This is a genomic window from Sphingorhabdus lutea, from assembly GCF_001889025.1.
Lineage (GTDB): Bacteria > Pseudomonadota > Alphaproteobacteria > Sphingomonadales > Sphingomonadaceae > Sphingorhabdus_B > Sphingorhabdus_B lutea.
On sequence record NZ_CP018154.1, the window covers coordinates 1,415,850 to 1,440,926 of the forward strand.

Here is a 25,077-nt window from a genome sequence, read left to right on the forward strand (position 1 = left end):
TGGGGGCATAAAATCATACCCTTGCAAAGATAAAATACCGATATTTTATGCCGCGTTATCAATGCCCAATTCGCTTAATTTACGATATAGGGTCGATCGACCAATGCCCAATCTGCGGGCGACTTCGGTCATTCTGCCCCGATAATGCCCAATGGCAAGGCGAATAACATCGGCCTCAATCTCTTCCAATGGGCGCATATTGCCGTCACTTTCATATAAGGTAACGCCAATGCCATCATTATTTATATTGCTTGTCTCTTGCCCCATGCCGCTTTGTTGCAATGCGGATTTGATTTGCGGAAATTCCTCCACGGTTAAGGCGTCGCGGTCGCACAAGACGGCGGCGCGAAACAGCACGCTTTGTAATTGGCGGACATTGCCGGGCCAATTATAATGGCGCAGCAGGTTTAGCGCCTCATCGGTAATGCCCAAACTGCGCAGGCCAGGCTGCGATGCCAATCGGGTAAGGAAATGCCGCGCCAATGCCGCAATATCACCGGTGCGCTCGCGCAGTGGAGGGATGGATAAATTAACGACATTTAACCTATAGAATAAATCTTCTCGAAATTCTCCCTTTTCCAATAAGGGGGCGAGCGCCTTATCACTTGCGCTGATGATACGCACATCGACCTGATAGCTATGTTTGCAGCCAATTGGCTGTATTTCATTTTTGGTGAGCAGGCGGACCAAGCGTAATTGCGTTTCTGGCGGCAATTTTTCAATTTCATCTATGAATAAAGTTCCGCCATCTGCCTGTTGGATAAGGCCGATGCGCCGTTCAAATGCACCGGTAAATGAATTTTTTTCATGCCCAAATAAGATGGAATCGAGCAAGCTGGGCGATAATGCCCCGCAATTTAGCTTTAAAAAAGGCATTTTGCTACGTGAGCTGGTGATTTGAATGGCATCTGCAATCACTTCTTTGCCGACGCCGCCTTCGCCTTCGATATAAATGGGGGCTTTGGAGCGTGCAGCCTTTGCCGCGACGGCCAATGCAGCGCGAAATGCGGGCGCTGCGCCGACAATTTCTTCAAATTCCAATGGCTGGGAATTTTTTTCAACCATGGGGTGCAGCTCACCCATTTTTTTGCTTTGATCGGTGGCCAGATTTAATGCTTCCATCAATCTTTCTGGGGCAACGGGTTTTGTGACATAATCCGATGCGCCAGCGCGCATTGCCTCCACCGCGGATTCGGTTGACCCGATGGAGGTCATTAAAATAATAGGTAGAGCAGGGCGCCTGCTTTTCAATTCGGCGATTAATTCGGCGCATTCCGATCCTGGAACCCATTGGTCCATTAAAATGGCATCCAACATCATGCCATCTTGTGTGCCAAGCATGGCGATGGCGGTTTCCGAATCGCGTGCAATGATGGTGCGCCAGCCAGCACGAGACGCAAGCGCGGTGACAAAGCGGCATTGCGCCGGTTCATCATCCACCAACATTAATAATCTGACTGTATTTTCGCTCATTCTTATCCCATTTTTCATGCAAAATTCTGCAAACTGGGATTATTGGTAACAGCAAGGAGTAAAGAGGCGATTAAACTATACGAATATTTTTTTTCTTAATATTGACATGCAGTCATATCACTCTATCGATGAATTTATGTATTTAATGCACGTTTAAGCGGGTATTTGTAATTTTAATGCAAAAAAGGGAGCATAAAATGGCCAATGATAATATGGCGTTCGCCGAACAAAATTATGTCGGTTTTCTAAAATTTCTTAAATGGGGTTCTATTGCAACGGCAATAATTGTTACCTTAGTCGTTATGATAATAAGCTGATTATTATATGACCCATATTGCAATATTGATGGAGCAGGCTGTGGGGGAAACCCGTGTGGCCGCTATTCCCGAAACGGTGAAAAAATTTGTTGCCCTTGGCGCGAATATTATGGTGGAAAAAGATGCGGGCAAATCAGCCAGCATTAGCGACGCCGAATATGAAGCGGTAGGCGCGAAAATAGTCTCTAGAGCAGATGCAGTAAAAAATGCTGACATCATTCTAGCAATTCAGGGGCCTGATCCCAAAAGCATTTCGGGTGCAAAAACTGGTGCTGCATTGCTTGCCTCGCTCAACCCATTTGTGGAGCGCGGTAATATCGATGCTTATGCCGCATCGGGTTTGGACGCGATGGCCATGGAATTTATGCCGCGTATTACACGCGCGCAAAGCATGGATATATTATCATCGCAATCCAATCTTGCCGGATATAAGGCCGTATTGGAGGCTGCGTCCCATTATGGCCGCGCATTTCCCATGATGATGACAGCCGCCGGCACGGTTAGCGCGGCTAAGGCATTTGTTATGGGGGTTGGTGTTGCTGGGTTACAGGCAATTGCCACCGCGCGGCGTCTTGGCGCTCAAGTATCGGCGACCGATGTCCGATCTGCGACCAAAGAACAAATTTTGTCGCTTGGTGCAAAGCCGATTTTTGTGGAAAATGTTGCCGGGATTGAAGGCGAAGGTTCGGGCGGCTATGCCACCGAAATGAGCGAGGAATATCAAAAGGCGCAAGCTGAATTAGTGTCCAGCCATATTGCGAAACAAGATATTGTCATCACCACTGCGTTAATTCCCGGACGTGCCGCACCACGTTTGATTAGCGACGCGCAAATTGCAACCATGCGGGCAGGGTCGGTTATTGTCGATTTGGCGGCAGAGGCTGGCGGCAATGTTGAAGGCGCAGAGGCCGGCAAGGTTGTGGTCAAACATGGCGTTAAAATTGTCGGCGCCAAAAATATGGCGTCTTTATTGGCGGCGGATGCTTCTGCATTGTTCAGCCGTAATCTTTATAATTTCCTATCTTCATTTTGGGATAAGGAAAGCAATAAACCAATTTTCCCACAAGATGATGAGCTTGTCATCGGTGTTCGGGTAACGCATGGCGGCAAAATTGTGCATGACCGCTTATTGGGTGAAGGATAATCAACATGGACTTTATATCAATACTTTCAATCTTTGTAATGGCCTGTTTCGTTGGTTATTATGTTGTGTGGTCGGTGACACCCGCTTTACACACCCCGTTAATGGCGGTGACCAATGCGATTAGCTCGGTTATCATCGTGGGCGCTTTGGTTGCCAGTGCCGCGGCAAATGCACCAGGTGCAAAATGGCTTGGCCTGCTTGCCGTTGTGCTTGCCAGTATCAATATTTTTGGCGGATTTGCGGTGACCAGCCGTATGCTTGCCATGTATAAGAAAAAGGAGCGCAAATAATGAGCGCTTTATCAATTTTATCATCCGCCGCCGCTGGCGGTAATGCGGTTAATCCATGGGTTGCTATTGCCTATTTGGTATCCGGAGTTTTATTCATTTTGGCATTGCGCGGATTATCTTCTCCAGCAACATCACAAGCAGGCAATCGTTATGGCATGATTGGCATGTTGATTGCGGTTATCACTACTTTGGTTACCCATGTGCCCAAATTTGTGCCAGTCGATCCCACCATTGCGCATACCATGTTGGGGCAGCCTGATTTTATCACCATTGCGCAGATTTTGGGGGCAATTGCCATTGGCGCGGTCATTGGTTTAACCACGGCGCGTAAAATTGCGATGACGGATATGCCGCAACTTGTTGCTGCATTCCACTCTTTGGTTGGTATGGCCGCCGTTTTGGTGGCTGCTGCGGCATTTTTAAATCCTGCATCATTTGGGATTTTGGGCGAAGATGGTTTAATCCATCAGGTCAGCCGTGTTGAAATGGGCCTTGGTATTGCCATTGGCGCGATAACATTTAGCGGATCTGTCATCGCTTTTTTGAAATTAAACGGCAATATGTCGGGCAGCCCGATTTTGCTGCCCATGCGTCATTTTATCAATTTGGGCACATTATTGGCGATTGTCGGTTTAACCGCATATTTCACCATTGACCAAAGCCCATGGATATTTTGGACCATTACTGCATTGGCATTCATTATCGGATTTTTGTTAATCATCCCCATTGGCGGCGCGGATATGCCTGTTGTTGTGTCGATGCTGAACAGCTATTCTGGATGGGCCGCAGCGGCGATGGGCTTTACCTTGGGTAACAGTGCGATGATTATTACCGGCGCATTGGTTGGTTCATCGGGTGCGATTCTGTCCTATATTATGTGTAAGGCAATGAACCGCAGCTTCATTAGCGTGATTGCAGGTGGATTTGGCGCAGAAACAGGCGGATCAGACGGCGCTGCGGTGGCGATTGATCGCCCGTGGAAACGCGGCAGCGCGGATGATGCGGCGTTTTTGATGAGCCAAGCCGAAAAGGTGATTATCGTTCCTGGCTATGGCATGGCCGTGGCACAGGCGCAGCATGTGCTACGTGAAATGACCGAAGTGTTGAAAGATGCGGGGGTTGATGTGAAATTCGCAATTCACCCAGTTGCCGGACGGATGCCGGGTCATATGAATGTGTTATTGGCGGAGGCAAATGTCCCCTATGATGACGTGTTTGAATTGGAAGATATTAATAGCGAATTTGGCCAGGCAGATGTCGCCTTTGTCATCGGCGCGAATGATGTCACCAATCCGGCGGCAAAAACCGATAAAACATCACCCATTTATGGCATGCCCATTTTGGACGTGGAAAAGGCGAAAACCGTGCTTTTCATCAAACGTTCAATGGGCGGCGTTGGCTATGCCGGTGTTGATAATGAGGTATTTTACCGCGACAATACCATGATGCTTTTGGCTGATGCCAAGAAAATGTGTGAGGAAATTGTGAAGGCATTGAATCACTAATGCATAAAATTGGCCTGATCGGAGCATCCAATTGGTATGCGGCATCGCGTTATTTTACGCGGATAAATGAACAGGTCCATCGCCGCATTGGCGGCGTGTGCAGCGCACCGATTATCATGGAGAGTATCAGCTGTGTTGATATCTCCCATGATGCAAATGAAGCTGCATGGGATGACGTGGAGAAAATGGTTATTGCATCGGCAAAAAGGATGCAGTCCGCCGGTGCAATGGCTATTTTCCTATGTGCCAACAGCATGCACAAAATCCATGCACAGGTCGCAGATGCGGTTGATGTGCCCGTGCCGCATATTATTGATGCGGTGGCGGATAAAATTAAATTAGATGGCCGTAAATCGGCCGCCTTATTAGGTACCAGAAATGTGATGACGCAAAGCTGGTATCGTCAAAGATTTGTAAAAGATGGCATTGATTTGTTGCCCACAAATGCGGATCGCGTCGCAGAAATCGACAAAATCATCCATGAACAATTAATGTTTGGCGAAACATCACGTGATGCGGAACGAACATTAAAAACATATATCACCAATATTGAAAAAGAAGAAGTTGATGCCGTTATTTTGGGAGCGGCGGAATTAACAATGATTGTGGATTCAAAGGCGAATGTCATGCCTATTTATGACAGCACCGAAATTCACGCCGATTTGGCTGTAAAATGGGTGGTTGGTGATTAAATAATCTATAAATAATTATGTTTCACGTCCGTTTATAGACATATGGAACAAAAAATTTCTCTTGAACTTGATGATGGTGGCCATGAAGTTGTCGCACAGCTTTCTAGGCTAAACAGCACAAAAAGCGCATTAAGCTATAATGTCGGATTTGGCCGATATGAAGATTGCCGTAATGCATGGATAAGATATCATTCCGCGATGGTCGAATTATACCGGATTGGTTATTGGAAGGAAAATCGCGATGATTTGCGAAAACATATGGAATTTCTGACCAAAACCGAAAATGAGATAAAGGAAATGGTGTGGAAAAATATTGGCATAGACGATATTTAACCTTATTTTGAGCCTTTCATAATCGGGTAAATAAATGTTAAAGAGGCAGGATGTCAGATATCATCCTTTACGATTATTTTCGTTCCTCCGCCAGCTACCGCGTCCGTATCGCGTTAAATTTAAAAGAAATAAATTATAAAAGCATCCCGACCAGCCTGTTGCAGGGGGCGGAAAAAACGCCCGAATATCTGGCGCTTAATCCGCAAGGCTTTGTCCCCATGCTGCATATAGATGGCATGGATTTAACACAAAGCCTTGCCATTATTGAATATTTGGATGCGCAATATCCTGCCCCGCTTTTGCTGCCGAAAAATCCAGCGCAGCGCGCAAAGCAGCTTTCCCATGCCTTAATCATCACGGCGGATATTCATCCGGTAAATAATTTACGCATCTTAAAATATTTAAAAGGCCAAATGGGGCAGGATCAAGAGGCGGTTGATAATTGGTATCGCCATTGGATAGTCGAAGGATTTACCGCTTTAGAAGCCTATGCCCCCCAAAGCGGCCTATTCGGCGGTGATATGCCCAATTTGGTTGATGTCTGCCTTGTCCCGCAAATATATAATGCACGGCGGTTTAATACCGATTTAAGCGAATTTCCAAAATTGATCCGCATTGATGCGCAATTAAACCAACTGCCTGCATTTCAAAATGCGCATCCGGATATGGTGGAACCAAAATAATGCAAAAGAGTATAATTTATAGCATTTCGGCGATTGCCATGGGCAGTGCCTTAATTTTTCCCGCCCATGCCTCTGAAACAGAGGCGGAAAGGGGCAATGAAATAGTTTTTGCCGACCTGAGGATAAATGTCATCGGAAAATTATACGATGTTGAGGGTATATCCACACATAGCGTAGAAGAAATTGACGTTAGTCAGGACGGTCTTGAAAAAAATCTGTCTCAAATAGCCGGGCTGCAACAATTTAGGCGCAGTGACGCGCGGTCCGCCCATCCGACAAGTCAGGGTATTACCATGCGCGGTCTGGGCGGTAATGCATCGTCGCGCACTTTGTTGATTTTGGATGATGTGCCACAGGCTGATCCCTTTGGCGGGTGGGTGGCATGGCCGGGTTATGATGCGGTAAATTTAGGCCGTATAAAGATATTAAAAGGCGCAGGATTAGTCAGTATGGGGCAGGGCGCAATCGCAGGTGCGGTTGAGCTGGAAAGTCTGCAAGAAAGAGACCATATTGAAGCAAGCCTATCCTATGGCAACGAAAACAGCATAAATGCAAAGGCGTCGCTGAGCCAAAAGGGCTTTTCTGTATCGGGCAGCTATGCACGCGGTGATGGATTTGTCCCCATTAATAAATCCTCGCGGGGTTTAATTGATCGCGGGGCGAAATATGAACAGGCAGGAATTGCCATTCGCCAAGTAGCGCCGCTGAGCGATAAAGTGGAATTACAGGCAAATATGCGTGCCTTTACCGACAATCGTGACCGTGGTTTTCAATTTTCGGATAATGAGAATAGCGGCGTTGACGCCTCCATCCGGTTGGTGGATAAATTTAGCGATTGGCAATGGTCGGCGCTTTCCTATGTTCAAATACGTGATTTTTCAACCCGTTTTGGCAGTGTTGGTGCGGGCCGAAATAGCGTGAATTTGGTGTTGGACCAATATAATGTGCCATCCACTGGATTGGGCGCAAAATTTGAAATTCGCCCTCCATTAAATGATAATGCACAGCTTCGCATTGGCGCAGAATGGCGGCGGACAATTGGCGAAACAAAGGAAAATTTCTTTTTTACCGGACTTACCCCTGCAAGGAACCGTAACGCAGGGGGGCAAAGTGACGTTTTTGGCGCATTTGTCGAGGGTAATGTTAATGTTACGGATGCCCTGTTGATAAGCATTGGCGGCCGTGCGGACCATTGGTCCATGAATAATGGTTTTAGAAAAGAAATAAATATCGCCGACGGCAGCATCCGCAACGATGAAATTTTTGCCGACAGATCGGGGTGGGCGGGTACAGCGCGCGCCGGTTTGGCATATGATGTGACATATGATTTGAAATTTCGAGCATCGGCCTATACCGGTTGGCGGTTGCCCACATTGAATGAGCTTTACCGACCATTTCGCGTGGGCGCAGATGCCACGGCAGCAAATGAGGCATTGCGCCCCGAATATGTAAAGGGCGCGGAATTAGGGCTGGATTATGAAAGGGATAATTTTTCTGTATCTGGCACAATTTTCACCAATAAATTGGATAATGCCATTGCCAATGTGACGATATCAAATGGCCCGGGTAATTTCCCCGGAGTGGGCTTTGTGTCGGGCGCGGGCGTTTATCGGCAAAGACAAAATTTGAAGGCGACACAATCCAATGGTTTAGAAATGAAGGCAGCTTATAATTTTAACAATGTCTCTCTTTCAGCCAATTATGCATATGTAGATGCGGAAATAGAGGCTGTGGGACAATCTGCTGCACTTGATGGATTGCGCCCCGCGCAAGTGCCAAAACATTTTGCCAATGCGCAAATGGAATATGATGGAAATAAGATAGGTGCGTCAATAAATATAAAATATTTGGGAAATCAATTTGATGATGACCAAAATCTGGACCTTTTAAAAGATGCGCTTTCGGTGGATGCCGCCATTAAAATTAATTTATCTAATAATTTAAGGCTTGAGTTTAGTGGCGAAAATCTGTTCAATAAGGAAATACAGGCTGCATATTTGGGCGGCGGTGTTTTTGAAATTGCCACGCCGCGCAGCTATTGGATGACAATCAGATTGGGGGGTATTAAATATGACAAGTAAATTATATTTAGGAAGTTTCCTTCCCTATCAATTATCTATCACTTCCAATGCAGTTAGTGATTTAATCGCGCGCACATATCGCCAGAAATTTGGCCTTAAAATACCCGAATGGCGCGTTATGGCTGTATTGGGTGAGGTTCGGTCAATGACCCAGCGTGAGCTGGTCGAGGCGACACATATGGACAAGGTGATGGTCAACCGCGCGACCAAGGCACTTGGCGAGCGCGGGTTGTTGGAGCGCGCGCCCAATCGATCCGATGGTCGTTCACATCATTTGGCATTAAGCGAAATTGGGCGCGGTTTATATGATGAGATTGTTCCCGCCGCCCTTGCGCTGGAGGTTAGGCTTAGCAATGTGCTTAGCGATACGGAAACCGAACAGCTTACCCAATCGCTTGCCAAATTAAAAACGGCAGCGGAAAAATTAACCCGTTAAACCATTTTGATATTTATGCTGCCTTTTTAGCAGCCATTAAATAATCAATGATTTTTGACAAAGTCGCCTTCATCTCATGGCGATGTGTTACCATGTCAATCATGCCATGGTCCAACAAATATTCTGCGCGTTGAAACCCATTGGGCAATTTTTCGCGGATGGTTTGTTCAATAACACGCTGCCCAGCAAAGCCGATTAAGGCATCAGGTTCGGCAATTTGCACATCGCCCAACATCGCATAGCTTGCCGTGACGCCGCCCGTTGTAGGGTCGGTTAACACCACAATATAGGGCAGGCCTGCATCGCGCAGCATATCAATCGCCACGGTTGAACGCGGCATTTGCATTAAGGATAAAATTCCTTCCTGCATACGTGCGCCGCCAGCAGCGGTAAAAATAACATAGGGGCAATTTGCCTTTATTGCCGCATGAACCGCGTCGATAAATGACTGGCCAACCGACATGCCCATTGATCCGCCCATAAAGGCAAAATCCTGAACGCTTATCACCACATCCTGCCCATCAATTGTGCCCTTGGCAGAGGTCATAGCATCATCGGCATCGGTTTGATGTTTCGCGGCTTTTAATCGGTCCACATATTTTTTGGTGTCTTTAAATTTTAAGGGATCAAGCGCCACGACAGGCGGCTTAATCAATGTCCAATTTGTATCATCAAAAATGGCGGCAAAACGTTCCGCTGCGCCAATGCGGCCATGATGGTCACATTTGGGGCAAACTGATTGATTTTCGACAAATTCTTTTAAAAATATCATCGAGGAGCATTTTTTGCATTTATGCCATAATGTATCGGCGGTTTCCCTCTTGGTAATAAAAGGCATTGAATTGCGAACTTTATCAATCCAGCTCATGGCTTTACTTCCTTGATATTTTTATTGCTTGGGCAAGTGATGCCACATATTCTTGAACAGCGCTAGGCGCATTGCGTCCATGCTGGGCGACAATATCAACAATCGCGCTGCCTACAACCACGCCATCGGCAACTTGGGCGATATTGGCGGCCTGTTCTGGGGTGCGGACGCCAAACCCCACGGCAACCGGCAAATCTGTTCCTGATTTTAACCGCGCAACCGCTTCCTCAATGCTGGCCTGCGCCGCCTGTTGCATGCCGGTAATGCCGGCCACGCTGACATAATATAAAAAACCGCTGGCATTATTTAAAATATTAGGCAGGCGTTTTATATCAGTTGTGGGCGTGGCAAGGCGGATGACGGCGATATTTTGGGCGCGTAATGCATCGCCCAAGCTGTCATCCTCCTCCACCGGAATATCAACACAAATAACACCGTCAACGCCGCTTTTTACACATGCATTGGCGAACCATTCAGGCCCCCTGATGGTCATGGGGTTGGCATATCCCATCAGGATGAGGGGGATGGATGGATGGCGGGCGCGAAAATCGGCCGCAATTTGCAAAACATCGGCTGTTTTTGTGCCTGCGGCAAGGCTGCGAATATTTGCGGCCTGAATCGCGGGACCATCGGCCATTGGGTCGGTAAAGGGCATCCCCAATTCGATTATATCTGCGCCGCCTGCGACTAAGGCGTCAAGTATGGCCGGCGTGTCGGCCACCGAAGGATCACCAGCTGTTATGAAGGTGATGAGCGCGGCTCTATCATTTGGAAATGAATTTGAAAGACGGGTCATATTTTTGTCCCCAATGCCTCAGCCACGGTGAAAATATCCTTGTCCCCACGGCCACATAAATTGGCAAGAATGATTTTATCCTTGTCCATTTTTACCGCTTCACGCGCAACCGCGGCTATGGCGTGGCTTGGCTCTAATGCAGGGATTATCCCTTCTGTCCGGCAAAGCAATTGAAACGCATCCAAAGCCTCTTTATCAGTGACGCTGTCATAACGCACACGGCCGCTTTCTTTTAACCAGCTATGCTCTGGCCCAATTCCTGGATAATCCAAACCCGCGCTTATTGAATGAGCTTCGGCTATTTGGCCATCATCATCCTGTAATAAATAGGTTTTATTGCCATGTAATATGCCGGGTTTTCCGCCCGCAAGGCTGGCGGCATGTTGTTTGTCAAGCCCGTGGCCTGCGGCCTCAATGCCCAACATGTCAACATCCTTATCATCCAAAAAAGGGTGGAATAGACCAATGGCATTGCTGCCTCCGCCAATTGCCGCGACCAATAAATCGGGCAGGCGGTTAATACGCGATAGCATTTGGGCGCGGGCTTCTTTGCCAATCACGCTTTGAAAATCGCGCACCAATTCGGGATAGGGATGCGGGCCAGCTGCTGTGCCGATAATGTAAAAAGTATCATGAACATGGGCGACCCAATGGCGCAAAGCCTCATTCATTGCATCTTTTAATGTTGCCGCGCCAGATGTAACGGGAACAACCTCTGCCCCCAATAATTTCATGCGGAAAACATTTGGTTGCTGGCGGGAAACATCTGTTGCGCCCATGAAAATGGTGCAGGGTAGGCCAAATCTTGCGCAAACGGTGGCGGTGGCCACGCCATGTTGTCCTGCGCCGGTTTCAGCAATGATACGGGTTTTCCCCATGCGCATGGCCAATAAAATCTGCCCCACACAATTATTTATTTTATGGGCGCCAGTATGGTTTAATTCGTCACGTTTGAACCAGATTTGTGCGCCTTTGCCCGTGGGGGCGTCCATACGCAATGCTTCGGTTAATCCTTCTGCATAATAAAGCGGGGAAGGGCGGCCTACATAATTGGCCAGCAAATCATCAAATTGCGCCGCAAATGCAGGGTCGGATTGTGCCGCGCGATATTCGCGTTCCAAATCAAGGATAAGCGGCATGAGCGTTTCGGCAACATAACGTCCACCAAATTGACCAAAATGGCCACGTTCATCGGGTTGGTTTTTAAAACTATTTGGAGTTGTCTCAGTCACTATTTTGCTCTTTATCAAATGAATGAACCGCTTGGCAGAACTGTCTTATCTTGTCCATATCCTTCTTGCCCGGTTCGCTTTCCACGCCAGAGGATATATCAACCATTGGGGCATTGGTTTGCATCAGGGCAGTAATGATATTATCCAAATTTAAACCTCCGGCAAGCGCCCAAGGGATTTGATGGTCGAAGCCCGAAATTAAGCCCCAATCAAAACTTGTGCCTGTTCCGCCAGGTAAAGCGACGGCAGGGGCATCATATAAAATCCTGTCCACCGCATCATCATAATCCAAGCTGCGCTGTAATGTTTGTGGTCCTTGCACGCCCAATGCCTTCCACAACTCCGCAGGAATGGCTTTATGCACCAATGCCAACCATTCGGGGGTTTCCGTGCCATGAAATTGGATTATATCTGGTTGTATTTGTTGATAGGCCTCTGCTGTTAAACGTGGGTCGGCATTGACCAATAATAAGACGGTTTTTATGCGACCCGCGGCATATTGGCGAAGCTGCGCCGCGCGTGGTAAATCAACATGGCGGGGGCTTTTTTCAAAATGGACAAGGCCAATATGGCTCGCCCCCGCGTCAATAGCAACATCGATGCTTTCTTCGGTCGAAAGACCGCAAATTTTAATCAATCTAGACATATTTGGATTTATAAACTTCCCACAATGGCCCGTGCGGCTTCGTCGGGATTTTCTGCCGCGCTAATCGGGCGGCCAATGACCAGAATGGATGCGCCATCATCGCGAGCCTGTCTTGGCGTTACAATTCGTTTTTGGTCGCCAACCGCGCTTCCTGCAGGGCGCAGGCCCGGCACAACAAAAAATCCATCCTTCCATCTTTGATGGGCGGTCTTTACCTCTTGGCCTGAACAAACAATGCCGTCCAGCCCTGCCTCACTTGCCAAATCGGCAAGGCGGCGAACCTGATCATGTGGATTATCCTCTACACCAACACGGTTTAGGTCATGGTCATCCATGCTGGTCAATACGGTGACACCCACAACCTTTATATTTGAACCCGCTGCGGCCTTTGCATCTTCCATCATTGCGCGGCCACCCGATGCATGAACGGTTAATATTGCCGCGGACAACATATTTAATGATTGCACTGCCTTTGCCACCGTATTGGGAATATCATGCAATTTTAAATCAAGGAAAATAGGCAGACCAATTTTGCCCATTTCATGAACACCATGATGGCCATTGGCACAAAAAAATTCCAACCCCAATTTTATCCCGCCAATATGGTTTTTTGCCGAATTGGCCAATGCCTGTGCATTGTCAAGATAGGGTGTATCAATGGCCAGATAAATGGGGTTAGACATAATAAACCTTCATCAATATTTTGAGTATGAATATTTTGGTATAAATATTTCGGCATTATCAAATGGGGAAAGACTCGGCCCTTCACCTTATGACAATAGGCCATTTTGCTGATAAAGTTAAGCAGACTGTTTCAAAACCAAATCAGCCGCCAATTTTACGCCGCAAAAACATGTTTATTTTCCAAAAACACGGGCAAAAATGGTGTCCACATGTTTGAAATGATAATCAAGGTTGAACCGTTCTGCGATTTCTTCCGCGCTCATCTTTGCGCTGACATCAGCGTCATTTTGCAATAATGATAATAGGGATAGCTGGCCATCGGATTCCCAAACCTTCATCGCATTACGCTGCACAATGCGATATGCGTCTTCGCGGCTAATCCCAGCTTGGGTAAGGGCAAGTAAAACGCGCTGCGAATGGACAAGCCCGCCCATACGGTCCAAATTCTTTTGCATTCTTTCGGGATAGATAAGCAGCTTTTCAATAACACCGGTTAAACGTGCCAAGGCAAAGTCCAAAGTTATGGTGGCATCAGGTCCGATATAGCGTTCGACCGAGCTGTGCGAAATATCGCGTTCATGCCACAAAGCTACATTTTCCATCGCTGGCAAACAATAGCTGCGGACCATACGGGCAAGGCCGGTCAGATTTTCGGTCAAAATGGGGTTGCGTTTATGCGGCATCGCGCTTGAACCTTTTTGTCCGGGGGAGAAATATTCTTCTGCTTCCAATACCTCGGTGCGTTGTAAATGGCGCACCTCGGTGGCCAATCGTTCAATCGAAGATGCAATAATGGCCAAGGCTGCAAAATAAGCGGCATGACGGTCACGCGGGATTACCTGTGTTGAGACAGGCTCAATGTCCAATCCCATTTTTTCGGCTACATAAGCCTCAACCCGTGGGTCAATATTGGCAAAAGTGCCCACCGCGCCAGAAATGGCGCAGGTTGCAATTTCTTTGCGTGCGGCGATAAGGCGCTCTTTCCCGCGTGCAAATTCGGCATATGCTTGGGCTAATTTTAGGCCAAATGTCACGGGTTCAGCATGAATACCGTGGCTGCGTCCGATTGTAGGGGTATATTTATGTTCCTCGGCCCGTTTTTTGATACTGGCGAGCAATTTGTCCATATCATCCAATAATATATCGGTGGCCCGCACAAGCTGCACGGAAAGGCAGGTGTCCAACACATCGCTGCTGGTCATGCCTTGATGCATGAAACGGGCCTCATCGCCCACATGTTCGGCAACATTGGTAAGGAATGCGATGACATCATGCTTCACCTCTGCCTCAATGGCATCGATACGTTCCACCTCAAACTTGCCGCGCTCCCAAATGGCCTTTGCTGCAGCCTTCGGAACGACACCCAAATCGGCCAAGGCATCGGTTGCATGCGCCTCAATTTCGAACCAGATTTGAAATTTTGATTCAGGCTCCCAAATTGCGGACATTTCGGGACGGGAATAGCGTGGGACCATGACTGTTTCCAATTCTGATAAATTTTATGATGTTGAAAAGCCGCTAGCAGATGCGGGCACGTATAAAAAGAGGTTAGATAGAGAAAATTTTGCCTATTTCTAAATTAAGCCAGCAGATTTCATGCTGAAATGGCCCTTGCTGCTAATGATAATATGATCATGAACAGCAATGCCCAATTTTTGCCCAGCAATGATGATATCTTTGGTAATATTTATATCTTGTTTTGATGGGCTAAAATCCCCGCTGGGATGGTTATGAACAATGATAATTGCCGCCGCGCTCAGCTCAATGGCCTTGCGAATAACTTCTCTGGTATAAATGGCGGCTTGGTCAATACTGCCATCGCCGGTCATTTCATCGCGGATGAGCATATTTTTGGTGTTCAGATATAATATCCGTACCCGCTCCACTTCCAAATGCGCCATATCAGCGCGCAGATAATCCAATACGGATTGCCAGCTTGCCAGAACGGGCCGGGTCTTTAACGGTTCTTTTAATAAACGAAGGGCCGCCGCCTGCACAATTTTCAATGCGGCAGTGCTGGTTTCTCCCATGCCCTGATATGCCATTAACTTATCGCTATTTGCGGTTAATAATCCTGTTAAGCCGCCAAAATCATATAATAATGATTTCGCCAGCGCCTTGGTGTCGCGGCGCGGAATGGCAAGGGCCAGCAGATATTCAATCAATTCATAATCTTGTAATGCATTCCCTCCATTTTCTAGCAATCTTGTCCGCAATCTTTGCCTATGTCCCTGTCCATTGTGCGATGCGCTTTTATTTATATTATTTGCTTTTACCTCCTCCTTTGCAGGGGCATTTTCTTTTATTGGAGGATTAAGCACATCATTTGTCATGGAAAAATAAGCTCCTATAATTTCTTACTCTTATAAATTGAATAAAATATATCCAGTTACAAGCAGATAATTTTATGTCGCCAATAAACTCAATTTACAGCAATATTTATACATTTGGGCAATAATCAATTGCAACTTTGTCCAAAATCCAGCATTTTGAACAATATGGCCGATCAAAAATTTATTCCCAATAAAATAAAGAGAAAAAAGCGGCGCTTAATATATTTAGGAGCGGCATTGCTAACCGGCAGTTTGGTTAGCTATGCTTGGACCCAGCGGATTAACATTACCAATCATTATGTGCAAAAAGAGATGGAGCGATTGGATGTTAAGGGCAGTTATGAAATTGGTGATTTTGGATTTCGTTCTCAAACCATTAAAAATATTATTTTGGGCGACCCCAATCGGCCGGATTTTACGGCAAAAGAAGTGCAGCTTGAATGGGCGATAGATTTTGGCGGCCCTAAATTACGTAAAATATATGCCCATGATATTTTTATTCGCGGCAAATATGAAAATGAAAAGCTTAGCTTTGGTGAATTGGACAAATTTTCGGCCAGCAGCAGTGATGAGGCATTTGCCTTGCCCAACATATATGCCCACATCACAAATGGTAAAATGGCGCTGTCATCACCCTATGGCAATGTTGATGCAAAATTTTCGGGCAAGGGAAATGTGCAGCAATATTTTGTGGGACAGATTTCGGCCCATTTACCCAAGGGACAGGTAAATGGATGCACCATCGGATCGCTTCGGTTAAACTCACAAATTGAATTACAACAATCCGCGCCGATATTAAACGGACCCATAAAAATTGCCTCAATAAACTGTGCTACGCAAAATATATTGCTTTCCAATATCGTCTTAAATGGACAGACGTCATTGTCCAATGATTTTAAAAGCATAAAGGTGGACCAGAAACTCGCCCTTGGCACATATAAATATGGTGATTTTTCGGGCCGAAATGTGGATGGCCGATTTGATGGTAATGTAAGTTTAAACGGCGGCACATCGGCCGGCGATGGAAATATTATCATCAATGGGGGCAGTTTTTCGGGGCAGGGGGTGCAAATTGCCATGCTGTCGGCCAATGCAGCGGTTAAATATTCTAATAATGATAATCGCTGGCAATTGGTCAGTAATGGCAAAATGGCAGGTCAAAATATAAATTATCAAAATATTGCTGGGATTGCATCTCCATTGCAAAAAATGGGGAAAGAGGGAGCTTTGCCTGTTTCTCCATTATTGGAAAAATTGGGCGGCGCGATTGAAAAAGCAGGCAGAAATTTTCAGGCAAATAGCAAATTTTCCATGGAAATAGATGGCAATAATTACCAAATATATGCTGAGGATTTTAAATTATCGTCGAAAAGCGGCGCGACATTATATGCATTACATCCTTTTTCAATTGGCGCTGCGGATGGCAAAGATAATATCTCGCCTATCAGGGCGCGGCTATATGGCGGCGGGCTTCCCGAATTTAGGATAGCTGCACAAGCAAATGGCGGCAATTCTTGGCGCATTACCGCGGATATGATGCCATATCAACATGGGGAGGCGTCGCTTTCGCTTGATCGGATAAGCGCAAAATCAATAAATGGTAAGGATTGGACCTTTGCATCGCAAATTCTGTTATCTGGGCCATTATCATCGGGATATATTAAGGATTTGCGAACAGAAATTGACGGCACATATTCGCAAAAATATGGACTATCGGCCCTGAAATCTTGCCGCAAAATTGCCTTTAAATCATTTATATTTGACGCGCTTTCATTAAATGCGGCGCAGTTTAATATATGTGGGCAGGGTAAAACGCCCATTTATAATAATGGCAATATTGCGCTTAACATGCCTGCTTTGTCGCTGTCGGGTAAAATGGGGGATGCGCCGATTAAGCTGCAATCTGGACCAGTAAATTATTCGGCAGTTTCCGGCTTTGCTTTAAATAATATCATGGCAAGCATTGGCGAAGACGGTGCAAAATCACAAATTAACGCGGCAAGTTTAACGGGCCAAATAAATATTGATGGCATATATGGGCGGATGGAAAATGCCGCTGCAAATATTGTTAATGTGCCATTGGATATGCAGGAAATTATGGCTGATTGGCAGTTTAAGAATAATATTTTATCCTTAAATGGTCAAATGCTGGTCAAGGATCAATCAAATCAGGCCCGTTTTAAACCATTAAAAGCAACCAACATAAATGCAGAGTTAAACGATAATATATTTTATGCCTTAATGGATATAAATGAGCCAAGCACAAATATTAAAATTGCCGATGTTGATTTAATGCATTCGCTTTCAAATGCAGATGGGCGTGCTCTTTTTTCATTAAATGACATTAAATTTGACGATAAATTTCAACCTGAATTATTAACGGACATGGTGTTGGGCGTGGTGGCAAATGTTAATGGCGTGGTAGAGGGCAATGGACAGATAAATTGGAATAGTGACGGGGTTTTAAGCAATGGCAGGTTTAAGACCGATAATATGTCACTTGCCGCTGCATTTGGCCCTGTTGAGGCGCTGCAGGGGGAGGTTATTTTTGATGATCTGTTGAATTTAGAGAGCAGGCCAGGGCAGATATTAAAATTGGGTTCGGTTAATCCGGGTATAGAGGCGTTGAACGGGTTGATAAAATATCAATTAAAGGCCGATCAAACGGTGGTAATAGAGGGCGGATCATGGCCATTTGCTGGCGGCACATTAATTTTAGAGCCGACCGTGTGGGATTTGAGCGCAAAGAGGGCAAGACATTTAAATTTCACCGTTCGCGGGGTAGATGCAGCATTATTTTTACAGCAATTTGAATTAAGTAATCTTTCCGCAACGGGTAAGTTTAACGGCAATTTACCAATGGTTTTTGATGCCAGTGGCGGGCGCATTGTTGGTGGACAGTTGGAATCTGATGAAAATGGCGGCACTATCGCTTATTTGGGGGCATTAAGTTATGAGGATTTAAGCCCCTATGCCAATTATGCTTTTGAAATGTTAAAGTCATTAAAATATGATAATTTGACAATTGGTATGAACGGAGATTTGGCTGGTGAAATTATTACGGTGGTGAATTTTACGGGCTTAAAACAGGGCGATGGCGCAAAAACAAATTTCATCACCCGGCAAATTGCAAAGATACCGATTATCTTCAAAATGAGGATAGAGGCGGAGTTCCTACAATTATTTAGCTCTGTTCGGGGATTTTATGATCCAGAGCCGCTAACCGCCGCGAATATGAGAGCTATTTTGGAGAAGCAAAAAGAATTAGAAGAAATTGAAAAGGCAAAAGAGGGTGAAGAAAAAAATGAACAGTCGGTTCAGCAAAATGAAAGCGGGGATGGGTTATGAATAAATTTGTAAGAAAAGGGCGGATGCGCGATTCGGTTTTAAGGAATGTGAAAATTACCTTTTTATCAATTTCGCTACTCTCTTTAACCAATTGTGTTCAAATCGCCGCGCCGGATAAACCCATTGTGATCGAATTGAACATAAAAATTGAACAAAGTGTGGTGTTAAGAATTGATGGCGCAGTTAAACAAGCCATTGAAGAAAATGCAGGGATTTTTTAAAATGCGTAAATTAGGAACTATTATTTCAGCTTTTGCCCTTTTGGCGACTAGCTCAATTGCCGTTGCACAGCGTGATCCCGCCTATCAATCGGCGCGCGATTCCCAAATAATTGGTGAAAAAATGGATGGCTATCTTGGCTTTGTGTCAAATCCCAGCCCGTCGGTGAAGGCTTTGGTTGATGATTTGAACATTAAGCGTAAGGCAGTTTACACCGAAGAGGCAAAGCAAGGGCGCACATCGGTTGAAAATGCTGCTTTTGCTGGCGGTTGTAATAATATTAAACGCACACAGCAGGGCGAAATGTATCAAGGCCCGGATGGAAGCTGGAAAGTGCGCGGGGCTTCTGCGCCGCTGCTTGATTCGAAATGTGTGCAATAATCTATGCTTCTGTCATGTCAATTTAGGCATGAAGTTAAATCTGTGATATGGGCGGCCCTTTAAAAGGCCGCCTTTTTGCTATAAAAGCTCTATAAAAATTCATGGATATAAATAAGTTGTTCGCCGATGCAGCATGGATGTTGACTTGCGCGGCATGCTCACCTAAACGGGCCGCGCCTTGGCGGGTTTAATGTCGATATAAAGGCGCACTAAATAGTCTTTTGACAGATGGAGCGAAATTATGCCGAAATTGGATTCGTCACCGGACACTGAAAATGATGATGCTAAGATTGAAGCGTTAAAAAAACGCATCGCAGCGGCGGATCAACAGGAAAGTGAACGGACAGCAAAAGGTCGGCCTGTGGTGGATGAAAATTACCACAAGGGCAATAGGGTGCTGGCTGACTTAATTGCTGGAATTGGCGGTGGTGCGTTAATAGGCTGGTTTTTGGACCGGTTTTTTGCTACCTCGCCTTGGCTGATGTTGGTGTTTCTCTTTATGGGGATAATTGTCGCCTTCAGAAATATTATAAAGAATAGCGGGAATATAGGGCAATAATGCTCTTTCCCTTATAATTAGCGGGGTTCGTTACGTGGCTGGCGAAGAAGGTAAAGTAGATCCAATGCACCAATTTGAGGTGCAAACTATTTTTGACGGTTTCACTGTTGCAGGACATCAAATTGCGGTTACGAATAGCGCGATTTGGATGATCGCTACATTTGTCGCAATTTGGGTTTTCATGCTGGGCGGTATGAAGCGCGATTTGGTGCCTGGCCGTTGGCAGGTCATGGTTGAGAGCTTTACGGGCTTTATCGATAATATGATGGTCGCCAATATCGGCGAAGCAGGGCGTAAATATGCGCCTTATATCTTCTCGCTCTTTATGTTCATATTATTTGCCAACCTATTGGGATTATTGCCATTTGGAGTGGTTGGCGTTCATCCGTTTACAATTACTAGCCATTTGACAGTGACCGCCGTTTTGGCCGTGATTAGCTTTTTAATCGTGCTGATTGTTGGTTTTTGGAAGCATAAACTGCATTTCTTTTCTTTATTCGTGCCAGAGGGTGCGCCATTGCCAATGGTGTTATTCCTTTTCCCGATTGAATTATTTTCATTTGCGGTTCGTCCTTTCAGCTTAGCATTGCGTTTGTTCGTTGCGATGACCGCAGGGCATATTTTGTTAAAGGTTTTGGCCGGATTTATTATCAGCAGTACCAATGCTGGCGCCGAATATGGTGTGTTGGTTGGTATTCCATCTTTACTCTTGATGGTTGGTATCAGCGCTCTTGAGCTGCTGGTTGCTGCAATTCAAGCATATGTTTTTGCATTATTAACATCTTTATATATTAATGATGCGGAAAATCTTCACTAAATATCATATTTTTAACTAAGGAGTTTTAATCATGGACGCAGAAGCAGCAAAGCTATTAGGTGCCGGTTTCGCAGCAATTGGTGCGGGTATTGCCGCATTGGGTGTGGGTAATATTTTTGGCAGTTTCTTGGAAGGCGCATTGCGTAACCCATCAGCAGCAGACAGCCAACAAGGTCGTTTGTTCATTGGTTTTGCGGCGGCGGAACTTTTGGGTCTGTTGGCATTTGTTGTCGCAGTTCTTTTGATCTTCGCTTAATAAATTAAATATATATGCGGCTCGCCAATATGCGGGCCGCATCATATTTTTTGCCAATTCTTATTTTTAAGAAAGTAGAGCCATGCCACAAATTGCTCAAATAATGGATACTTATGCTTCACAGTTTTTTTGGCTGTTGTTGACATTTGGTCTGACATTTTTTGTCATCGGGATGGGGATGTTTCCTAAAGTTCAAGGTACAGTTATGTTGCGCGATGCCAAAATCCGTGAGGATTTGGACATGGCGAAGCGTGCCAATGAAACCGCCGATAGATATGAGGAAGAATATCGCCGTCAATCTATAGCGGACCGGGAAAAGGCAAAATCTGTTGTGGTTGAAGCAAAGGTTCAGGCCGATGCAGATCGTGCGCAGAAAATTGCAAAAATTGATGCGGAATTGGATGTCAAAATGGCAACAGCCGAAGCAGAAATTTCGCAAAAAGTGCAGGCAGCATTAAATGATATTGAGGTTGAGGCAGCCAGCCTGACCGGAGATATTGTTGCGAAATTGACCAATGCGAAAATTGGCGCGGCTGAAATCACAAAATATGTAAAGGCAGCATCATAATGTCTGAAACAATTTTCTCTATTTTGGCGGATGCCGCCTCTACAACTGCTGTGCATGCAGAACCCACCGCCTTGGGCTTAACCGCGACGGCATGGGTTTCGATTTCAATGCTATTATTAATTGGTATTTTCGTGTGGAAGAAAGTGCCAGCTTTAATCACATCTGGTTTGGACAAGAAAATTGCGGAAATTAAATCGCAATTAGAAGAAGCGGAAACGCTTCGTGCTGAGGCAGAGGCGTTGAAGGATAAATATGCAGCTCGTATGTCCGGTGCGCAGGATGAGGCAGATGCGCTTATCGCGCAAGCAAAGGCAGAAGCCGATGATCTTTTGACCAAGGCAAATGCAGATACGGCGGCGTTAATCGCACGGCGTAAGTCAATGGCCGAGGATAAAATCAATGCAGCCCAATTGGCCGCGATTAGCGATTTAAAGGCGAAGGTTTCGCAAGTCGCTATTAACGCAGCCAGCAATGCAATTGCCGCAAAGCATGATGCGACAGCGGATAAGGATTTGGTAGAAAAGGCAATTAACTCTATCAATTAATCTTTGTTTATATTGATAATGATTAAGCCGTGCACTTTGCGCGGCTTTTTTATTACGCCTCTTATTCTTAATAATCCCTCACCATTTTTTGTAAAAATAAGAAAATGATCGTTAGAGCCATCTTGTTTTTTGCTTTTGACAGGCAAATGGCTATCTATATTTTATGTCCACGCCTGACTCGCCCGATCGTTTCCTTGAGGATAAAGCTGCCTATGCGGTAAAGGGGTCAGAGCGCCCTGATTTACAATTGGGCGTCAAAACCATTTTGGGGGCATTAAAAACATTTCCTGAAAAGCCGGGTGTTTATCGGATGGTTGATGCGCGGGGCGATGTTTTATATGTGGGCAAGGCGCGATCATTAAAAAAACGGGTTGCAAATTATACATTGCCGCAGCGGTTAAGTCAGCGGTTACAAAGGATGATTTCGCAAACAAGAAATATGGTCGTGGTTACCACTGGCAGCGAGGCCGAGGCGTTATTATTAGAGGCGCAGCTGATAAAAAGATATCGCCCGCCCTATAATGTGTTGCTGCGCGATGATAAAAGCTTCCCCTATATTTTGCTGCGACAGGATCATGATTTTGCCCGTATCCAAAAACATCGCGGGGCAAGACGTGCCAAGGGTAAATATTATGGCCCATTTGCCAGCGCAGGGTCGGTTGGCCGGACATTAAACGCACTGCAGAAAATGTTTTTATTACGCAGCTGCACCGATAGCTATTTTAACAATCGGTCCAGACCATGTCTGCTATATCAAATTAACCGTTGTTCCGCGCCATGTGTTGGCCGCATCAGCCAAGAGGATTATGGCGTTTTAATGAAGGATGCGCAGGATTTTCTAGAAGGGAAATCCATCAATGTGCAAAAAAAATTGGGCGCAGAAATGCAGGCGGCTTCTGATAATATGGATTTTGAGCTGGCGGCTATATTGCGTGATAGGTTGAAGGCACTTACCTTTATTCAAGGGTCACAGGCCATTAATAGTGGCGGGTTGTCAGATGCGGATATATTTGCCCTTTGCGAAAAGGGTGGGCAAATTTGTATACAGGCATTTTTCATACGTGCAGGGCAAAATTGGGGGCATCGAAGCTTCTTTCCCGCGCAGGTAAAGGATGTGCCGGTGGAGGAGGTTTTTACCGCTTTTCTGTTGCAATTTTACGATGCTGTCCCGCCCGCCCGGCATATATTGCTTGACCGTGAAATATCCGAAGTTGAATTGGTGGCGGCTGCATTAGAAAGCCGTCATGAGAGTAAAGTAGAAATTTCCGTACCGCAAAGAGGCGAAAAGGCAAAGCTGGTCAAACAGGCAGTGCGCAATGCAGAGGAGAGTTTGGTCCGCAAGCAGGCAGAATCTGCTTCGCAAACACGAAATTTACAAGAAATTACGGAACTTTTTGAATTGGATGATATTCCGCAACGAATTGAAATATATGATAATAGCCATATACAGGGCGCACATGCTTTGGGCGCGATGGTGGTTGCCGGACCAGAGGGTTTTCGCAAAAATGAATATCGTAAATTTAATATAAAAGCCGAAGATACAGTTGGCGGTGATGATTTTGCGATGATGCGAGAGGTGATGAAGCGCCGATTTACCCGATTATTAAAGGAGCAATCACCATTAAATGATGAAGGTGAGCGCGATGAAGATTGGCCCGATTTATTGTTAATCGATGGCGGGAAGGGACAGATTAGCTCGGTCATGCAGATTTTAACCGAATTGGAGTTGGACAATATCGCGGTTATCGGGATTTCGAAAGGGCCAGACCGGAATGCGGGCCGTGAAATCATGCATTTTCCTGATGGGCGGGAGGCTATGTTGCCAATGAACAGCGCGGCATTATTTTATCTGCAGCGATTGCGTGATGAGGCGCATAGATTTGCCATTGGCGCACATCGACAAAAACGTAAAAAGGCAATATCCGCCAATCCATTGGATGAAATTCCCGGCATTGGTCCGGCACGTAAAAAGGCACTGTTAATGCATTTTGGTTCGGCCAAGGCAGTGCGAAATGCCAGTTTGGATGATTTGCAACGCGCACCAGGAGTGTCGGTGGCGATGGCGCAAAATATTTATGATTTTTTCCATCCAAATTGATATGCCTACATCATGTTCCATCTTTCATGCCATGCCATTATTTGTTCGGTGCTGCACCATGGGGAAAATGGCGCGATAGTTCGGGTGTTGACCGAAGAAGAAGGGTTGATTGCCGCCTATGTTCGCGGGGCAAGATCCACCAGAATGCGGCCCATTTTAATTCCCACCAATATTGTTCAGGCGGACATACGCGCCCGAAATGATAGCGGCATGCCCAGTATGACCGTGGAGTTATTGGAAAGCAGAGGGCCATGGATAAACGAGCCTTTGGCTGCATCGGCGTTAAGTTGGTCCAGCGCGCTGGTCGCCACGGCTTTGCCCGAACATAATCCCTATCCGCGCATTAAATTTGCATTTGATGCATTATTAAGCGCGATTTGCCATGCACCATCGGCGCGCAGATGGGCGGTCGCGATGGTCAAATTTGAAAAATTATTATTGAATGAAGTTGGCTTTGGTTTGGATTTGTCGCAATGTGCGGTGACATCTATTTGCGATGATTTATTATATGTCAGCCCCAAAACAGGACGCGCTGTGTCACAATATGCCGCGAAAGGCCGGGAACATTTATTATTGCCATTGCCCGAATTTTTGATGGATGATCAAATAACCCAACCAGATTGGAGCGAGATTATGAACGGATTTACCCTAACCGGTCACTTTATTCGGCGATTTGTGGAGGAAGAAAAGGCAAAATCTGTATTTTCTGAAAGGGAAATGTTGATTTCTCGGTTAAACCGCGCAATTGCCTAAATTACATATTAGAAATAGAT

Annotated in this window: 27 protein-coding genes; 19 read left to right on the plus strand and 8 right to left on the minus strand. The window is 45.8% G+C overall.

The window, feature by feature from the left end; all coding sequences use genetic code 11:
* Nucleotides 1–45: 45 nt before the first annotated feature.
* A complete protein-coding gene (locus LPB140_RS06745; RefSeq protein WP_072559175.1) occupies nucleotides 46–1,473 on the minus strand; it encodes a sigma-54-dependent transcriptional regulator in 1,428 nt (475 codons plus the stop codon).
* Nucleotides 1,474–1,685: 212 nt separating this feature from the next.
* On the opposite strand from LPB140_RS06745, the gene LPB140_RS12615 reads away from it, so the two are divergent.
* The 9 genes from LPB140_RS12615 to LPB140_RS06790 are packed head-to-tail and all read left to right on the plus strand — an operon-like array spanning nucleotide 1,686 to nucleotide 8,954.
* Nucleotides 1,686–1,790: an aa3-type cytochrome c oxidase subunit IV gene (locus tag LPB140_RS12615; RefSeq protein WP_072560604.1), complete on the plus strand. Its 105-nt coding sequence runs from the start codon at nucleotides 1,686–1,688 to the stop codon at nucleotides 1,788–1,790.
* A 7-nt stretch (nucleotides 1,791–1,797) separates the two neighbouring features.
* The gene (locus LPB140_RS06755) at nucleotides 1,798–2,934 is read left to right on the plus strand and encodes an NAD(P) transhydrogenase subunit alpha (protein WP_072559176.1); all 1,137 of its coding nucleotides are present in this window, start codon (nucleotides 1,798–1,800) and stop codon (nucleotides 2,932–2,934) included.
* Between the two features lie 5 nt (nucleotides 2,935–2,939).
* The gene (locus LPB140_RS06760) at nucleotides 2,940–3,224 is read left to right on the plus strand and encodes a proton-translocating transhydrogenase family protein (RefSeq protein ID WP_072559177.1); all 285 of its coding nucleotides are present in this window, start codon (nucleotides 2,940–2,942) and stop codon (nucleotides 3,222–3,224) included.
* Nucleotides 3,224–4,729, plus strand: a complete 1,506-nt coding sequence (locus tag LPB140_RS06765) for an NAD(P)(+) transhydrogenase (Re/Si-specific) subunit beta (protein WP_072559178.1) — start codon at nucleotides 3,224–3,226, stop codon at nucleotides 4,727–4,729. Before LPB140_RS06760 ends, LPB140_RS06765 begins: the two co-directional genes overlap by 1 nt.
* On the plus strand, nucleotides 4,729–5,421 hold the full coding sequence (locus LPB140_RS06770) for an aspartate/glutamate racemase family protein (RefSeq protein ID WP_072559179.1): 693 nt from the start codon (nucleotides 4,729–4,731) through the stop codon (nucleotides 5,419–5,421). Before LPB140_RS06765 ends, LPB140_RS06770 begins: the two co-directional genes overlap by 1 nt.
* A 42-nt stretch (nucleotides 5,422–5,463) precedes the next feature.
* The gene (locus LPB140_RS06775) at nucleotides 5,464–5,754 is read left to right on the plus strand and encodes a hypothetical protein (protein WP_072559180.1); all 291 of its coding nucleotides are present in this window, start codon (nucleotides 5,464–5,466) and stop codon (nucleotides 5,752–5,754) included.
* A 50-nt stretch (nucleotides 5,755–5,804) separates the two neighbouring features.
* Nucleotides 5,805–6,437: a maleylacetoacetate isomerase gene (maiA, locus tag LPB140_RS06780; RefSeq protein ID WP_072559181.1), complete on the plus strand. Its 633-nt coding sequence runs from the start codon at nucleotides 5,805–5,807 to the stop codon at nucleotides 6,435–6,437.
* Nucleotides 6,437–8,518: a TonB-dependent receptor gene (locus tag LPB140_RS06785; RefSeq protein WP_083550128.1), complete on the plus strand. Its 2,082-nt coding sequence runs from the start codon at nucleotides 6,437–6,439 to the stop codon at nucleotides 8,516–8,518. The genes maiA and LPB140_RS06785 overlap by 1 nt, the downstream gene beginning before the upstream one ends.
* On the plus strand, nucleotides 8,508–8,954 hold the full coding sequence (locus LPB140_RS06790; RefSeq protein ID WP_072559182.1) for a MarR family winged helix-turn-helix transcriptional regulator: 447 nt from the start codon (nucleotides 8,508–8,510) through the stop codon (nucleotides 8,952–8,954). Before LPB140_RS06785 ends, LPB140_RS06790 begins: the two co-directional genes overlap by 11 nt.
* A 13-nt stretch (nucleotides 8,955–8,967) precedes the next feature.
* Here LPB140_RS06790 and accD read toward each other — a convergent pair whose 3' ends face one another.
* From accD to radC, 7 genes are all read right to left on the minus strand, one after another.
* Nucleotides 8,968–9,822: an acetyl-CoA carboxylase, carboxyltransferase subunit beta gene (gene accD / locus LPB140_RS06795; RefSeq protein ID WP_072559183.1), complete on the minus strand. Its 855-nt coding sequence runs from the start codon at nucleotides 9,820–9,822 to the stop codon at nucleotides 8,968–8,970.
* Nucleotides 9,823–9,826: 4 nt separating this feature from the next.
* Nucleotides 9,827–10,618 (minus strand): tryptophan synthase subunit alpha, encoded by a 792-nt coding sequence (gene trpA / locus LPB140_RS06800; protein WP_072559184.1) that lies wholly within the window; start codon nucleotides 10,616–10,618, stop codon nucleotides 9,827–9,829.
* A complete protein-coding gene (gene trpB / locus LPB140_RS06805) occupies nucleotides 10,615–11,850 on the minus strand; it encodes a tryptophan synthase subunit beta (RefSeq protein WP_198024081.1) in 1,236 nt (411 codons plus the stop codon). The genes trpA and trpB overlap by 4 nt, the downstream gene beginning before the upstream one ends.
* Nucleotides 11,843–12,496 carry a phosphoribosylanthranilate isomerase gene (locus tag LPB140_RS06810; RefSeq protein WP_072559185.1) on the minus strand — a complete coding sequence of 218 codons (654 nt, stop codon included), beginning with the start codon at nucleotides 12,494–12,496 and terminating at the stop codon, nucleotides 11,843–11,845. The genes trpB and LPB140_RS06810 overlap by 8 nt, the downstream gene beginning before the upstream one ends.
* A gap of 8 nt (nucleotides 12,497–12,504) precedes the next feature.
* Nucleotides 12,505–13,179 (minus strand): orotidine-5'-phosphate decarboxylase, encoded by a 675-nt coding sequence (gene pyrF, locus LPB140_RS06815; RefSeq protein ID WP_072559186.1) that lies wholly within the window; start codon nucleotides 13,177–13,179, stop codon nucleotides 12,505–12,507.
* 174 nt (nucleotides 13,180–13,353) lie between these two features.
* The gene (gene purB, locus LPB140_RS06820) at nucleotides 13,354–14,655 is read right to left on the minus strand and encodes an adenylosuccinate lyase (protein ID WP_072559187.1); all 1,302 of its coding nucleotides are present in this window, start codon (nucleotides 14,653–14,655) and stop codon (nucleotides 13,354–13,356) included.
* Nucleotides 14,656–14,754: 99 nt separating this feature from the next.
* On the minus strand, nucleotides 14,755–15,513 hold the full coding sequence (gene radC / locus LPB140_RS06825; protein WP_083550129.1) for a RadC family protein: 759 nt from the start codon (nucleotides 15,511–15,513) through the stop codon (nucleotides 14,755–14,757).
* A gap of 114 nt (nucleotides 15,514–15,627) precedes the next feature.
* Here radC and LPB140_RS06830 point away from each other — a divergent pair, with 114 nt between their 5' ends.
* From LPB140_RS06830 to recO, 10 genes are all read left to right on the plus strand, one after another.
* Nucleotides 15,628–18,861: an intermembrane phospholipid transport protein YdbH family protein gene (locus LPB140_RS06830; RefSeq protein ID WP_072559188.1), complete on the plus strand. Its 3,234-nt coding sequence runs from the start codon at nucleotides 15,628–15,630 to the stop codon at nucleotides 18,859–18,861.
* A complete protein-coding gene (locus LPB140_RS06835) occupies nucleotides 18,858–19,082 on the plus strand; it encodes a YnbE family lipoprotein (protein WP_232223373.1) in 225 nt (74 codons plus the stop codon). Before LPB140_RS06830 ends, LPB140_RS06835 begins: the two co-directional genes overlap by 4 nt.
* 1 nt (nucleotide 19,083) lies before the next feature.
* Nucleotides 19,084–19,461: a YdbL family probable chaperone protein gene (locus LPB140_RS06840; protein WP_072560612.1), complete on the plus strand. Its 378-nt coding sequence runs from the start codon at nucleotides 19,084–19,086 to the stop codon at nucleotides 19,459–19,461.
* A 241-nt stretch (nucleotides 19,462–19,702) separates the two neighbouring features.
* The gene (locus tag LPB140_RS06845) at nucleotides 19,703–20,020 is read left to right on the plus strand and encodes an AtpZ/AtpI family protein (protein WP_072559189.1); all 318 of its coding nucleotides are present in this window, start codon (nucleotides 19,703–19,705) and stop codon (nucleotides 20,018–20,020) included.
* Between the two features lie 34 nt (nucleotides 20,021–20,054).
* Nucleotides 20,055–20,837, plus strand: coding sequence for a F0F1 ATP synthase subunit A (locus LPB140_RS06850; protein WP_198024082.1), 783 nt, complete (start codon nucleotides 20,055–20,057; stop codon nucleotides 20,835–20,837).
* A 31-nt stretch (nucleotides 20,838–20,868) separates the two neighbouring features.
* Complete coding sequence (locus tag LPB140_RS06855; RefSeq protein ID WP_072559191.1) at nucleotides 20,869–21,093, plus strand: F0F1 ATP synthase subunit C; 225 nt, start codon at nucleotides 20,869–20,871, stop codon at nucleotides 21,091–21,093.
* 82 nt (nucleotides 21,094–21,175) lie between these two features.
* On the plus strand, nucleotides 21,176–21,661 hold the full coding sequence (locus LPB140_RS06860) for a F0F1 ATP synthase subunit B family protein (RefSeq protein ID WP_072559192.1): 486 nt from the start codon (nucleotides 21,176–21,178) through the stop codon (nucleotides 21,659–21,661).
* Nucleotides 21,661–22,206, plus strand: a complete 546-nt coding sequence (locus LPB140_RS06865) for a F0F1 ATP synthase subunit B family protein (protein WP_072559193.1) — start codon at nucleotides 21,661–21,663, stop codon at nucleotides 22,204–22,206. The genes LPB140_RS06860 and LPB140_RS06865 overlap by 1 nt, the downstream gene beginning before the upstream one ends.
* 163 nt (nucleotides 22,207–22,369) lie before the next feature.
* Nucleotides 22,370–24,304, plus strand: a complete 1,935-nt coding sequence (gene uvrC, locus LPB140_RS06870; protein ID WP_072559194.1) for an excinuclease ABC subunit UvrC — start codon at nucleotides 22,370–22,372, stop codon at nucleotides 24,302–24,304.
* A 12-nt stretch (nucleotides 24,305–24,316) separates the two neighbouring features.
* Nucleotides 24,317–25,057 carry a DNA repair protein RecO gene (gene recO / locus LPB140_RS06875; RefSeq protein ID WP_072559195.1) on the plus strand — a complete coding sequence of 247 codons (741 nt, stop codon included), beginning with the start codon at nucleotides 24,317–24,319 and terminating at the stop codon, nucleotides 25,055–25,057.
* Nucleotides 25,058–25,077: the final 20 nt, after the last annotated feature.

Coding starts and splice junctions, on each gene's coding strand:
- LPB140_RS06745 (WP_072559175.1), bottom strand. CDS start 1,473: ATGAGCGAAAATACAGTCAGATTATTAATGTTGGTGGATGATGAACCG.
- LPB140_RS12615 (WP_072560604.1), top strand. CDS start 1,686: ATGGCGTTCGCCGAACAAAATTATGTCGGTTTTCTAAAATTTCTTAAA.
- LPB140_RS06755 (WP_072559176.1), top strand. CDS start 1,798: ATGACCCATATTGCAATATTGATGGAGCAGGCTGTGGGGGAAACCCGT.
- LPB140_RS06760 (WP_072559177.1), top strand. CDS start 2,940: ATGGACTTTATATCAATACTTTCAATCTTTGTAATGGCCTGTTTCGTT.
- LPB140_RS06765 (WP_072559178.1), top strand. CDS start 3,224: ATGAGCGCTTTATCAATTTTATCATCCGCCGCCGCTGGCGGTAATGCG.
- LPB140_RS06770 (WP_072559179.1), top strand. CDS start 4,729: ATGCATAAAATTGGCCTGATCGGAGCATCCAATTGGTATGCGGCATCG.
- LPB140_RS06775 (WP_072559180.1), top strand. CDS start 5,464: ATGGAACAAAAAATTTCTCTTGAACTTGATGATGGTGGCCATGAAGTT.
- maiA (WP_072559181.1), top strand. CDS start 5,805: ATGTCAGATATCATCCTTTACGATTATTTTCGTTCCTCCGCCAGCTAC.
- LPB140_RS06785 (WP_083550128.1), top strand. CDS start 6,437: ATGCAAAAGAGTATAATTTATAGCATTTCGGCGATTGCCATGGGCAGT.
- LPB140_RS06790 (WP_072559182.1), top strand. CDS start 8,508: ATGACAAGTAAATTATATTTAGGAAGTTTCCTTCCCTATCAATTATCT.
- accD (WP_072559183.1), bottom strand. CDS start 9,822: ATGAGCTGGATTGATAAAGTTCGCAATTCAATGCCTTTTATTACCAAG.
- trpA (WP_072559184.1), bottom strand. CDS start 10,618: ATGACCCGTCTTTCAAATTCATTTCCAAATGATAGAGCCGCGCTCATC.
- LPB140_RS06810 (WP_072559185.1), bottom strand. CDS start 12,496: ATGTCTAGATTGATTAAAATTTGCGGTCTTTCGACCGAAGAAAGCATC.
- pyrF (WP_072559186.1), bottom strand. CDS start 13,179: ATGTCTAACCCCATTTATCTGGCCATTGATACACCCTATCTTGACAAT.
- purB (WP_072559187.1), bottom strand. CDS start 14,655: ATGGTCCCACGCTATTCCCGTCCCGAAATGTCCGCAATTTGGGAGCCT.
- radC (WP_083550129.1), bottom strand. CDS start 15,513: ATGACAAATGATGTGCTTAATCCTCCAATAAAAGAAAATGCCCCTGCA.
- LPB140_RS06835 (WP_232223373.1), top strand. CDS start 18,858: ATGAATAAATTTGTAAGAAAAGGGCGGATGCGCGATTCGGTTTTAAGG.
- LPB140_RS06840 (WP_072560612.1), top strand. CDS start 19,084: ATGCGTAAATTAGGAACTATTATTTCAGCTTTTGCCCTTTTGGCGACT.
- LPB140_RS06845 (WP_072559189.1), top strand. CDS start 19,703: ATGCCGAAATTGGATTCGTCACCGGACACTGAAAATGATGATGCTAAG.
- LPB140_RS06855 (WP_072559191.1), top strand. CDS start 20,869: ATGGACGCAGAAGCAGCAAAGCTATTAGGTGCCGGTTTCGCAGCAATT.
- LPB140_RS06860 (WP_072559192.1), top strand. CDS start 21,176: ATGCCACAAATTGCTCAAATAATGGATACTTATGCTTCACAGTTTTTT.
- LPB140_RS06865 (WP_072559193.1), top strand. CDS start 21,661: ATGTCTGAAACAATTTTCTCTATTTTGGCGGATGCCGCCTCTACAACT.
- uvrC (WP_072559194.1), top strand. CDS start 22,370: ATGTCCACGCCTGACTCGCCCGATCGTTTCCTTGAGGATAAAGCTGCC.
- recO (WP_072559195.1), top strand. CDS start 24,317: ATGTTCCATCTTTCATGCCATGCCATTATTTGTTCGGTGCTGCACCAT.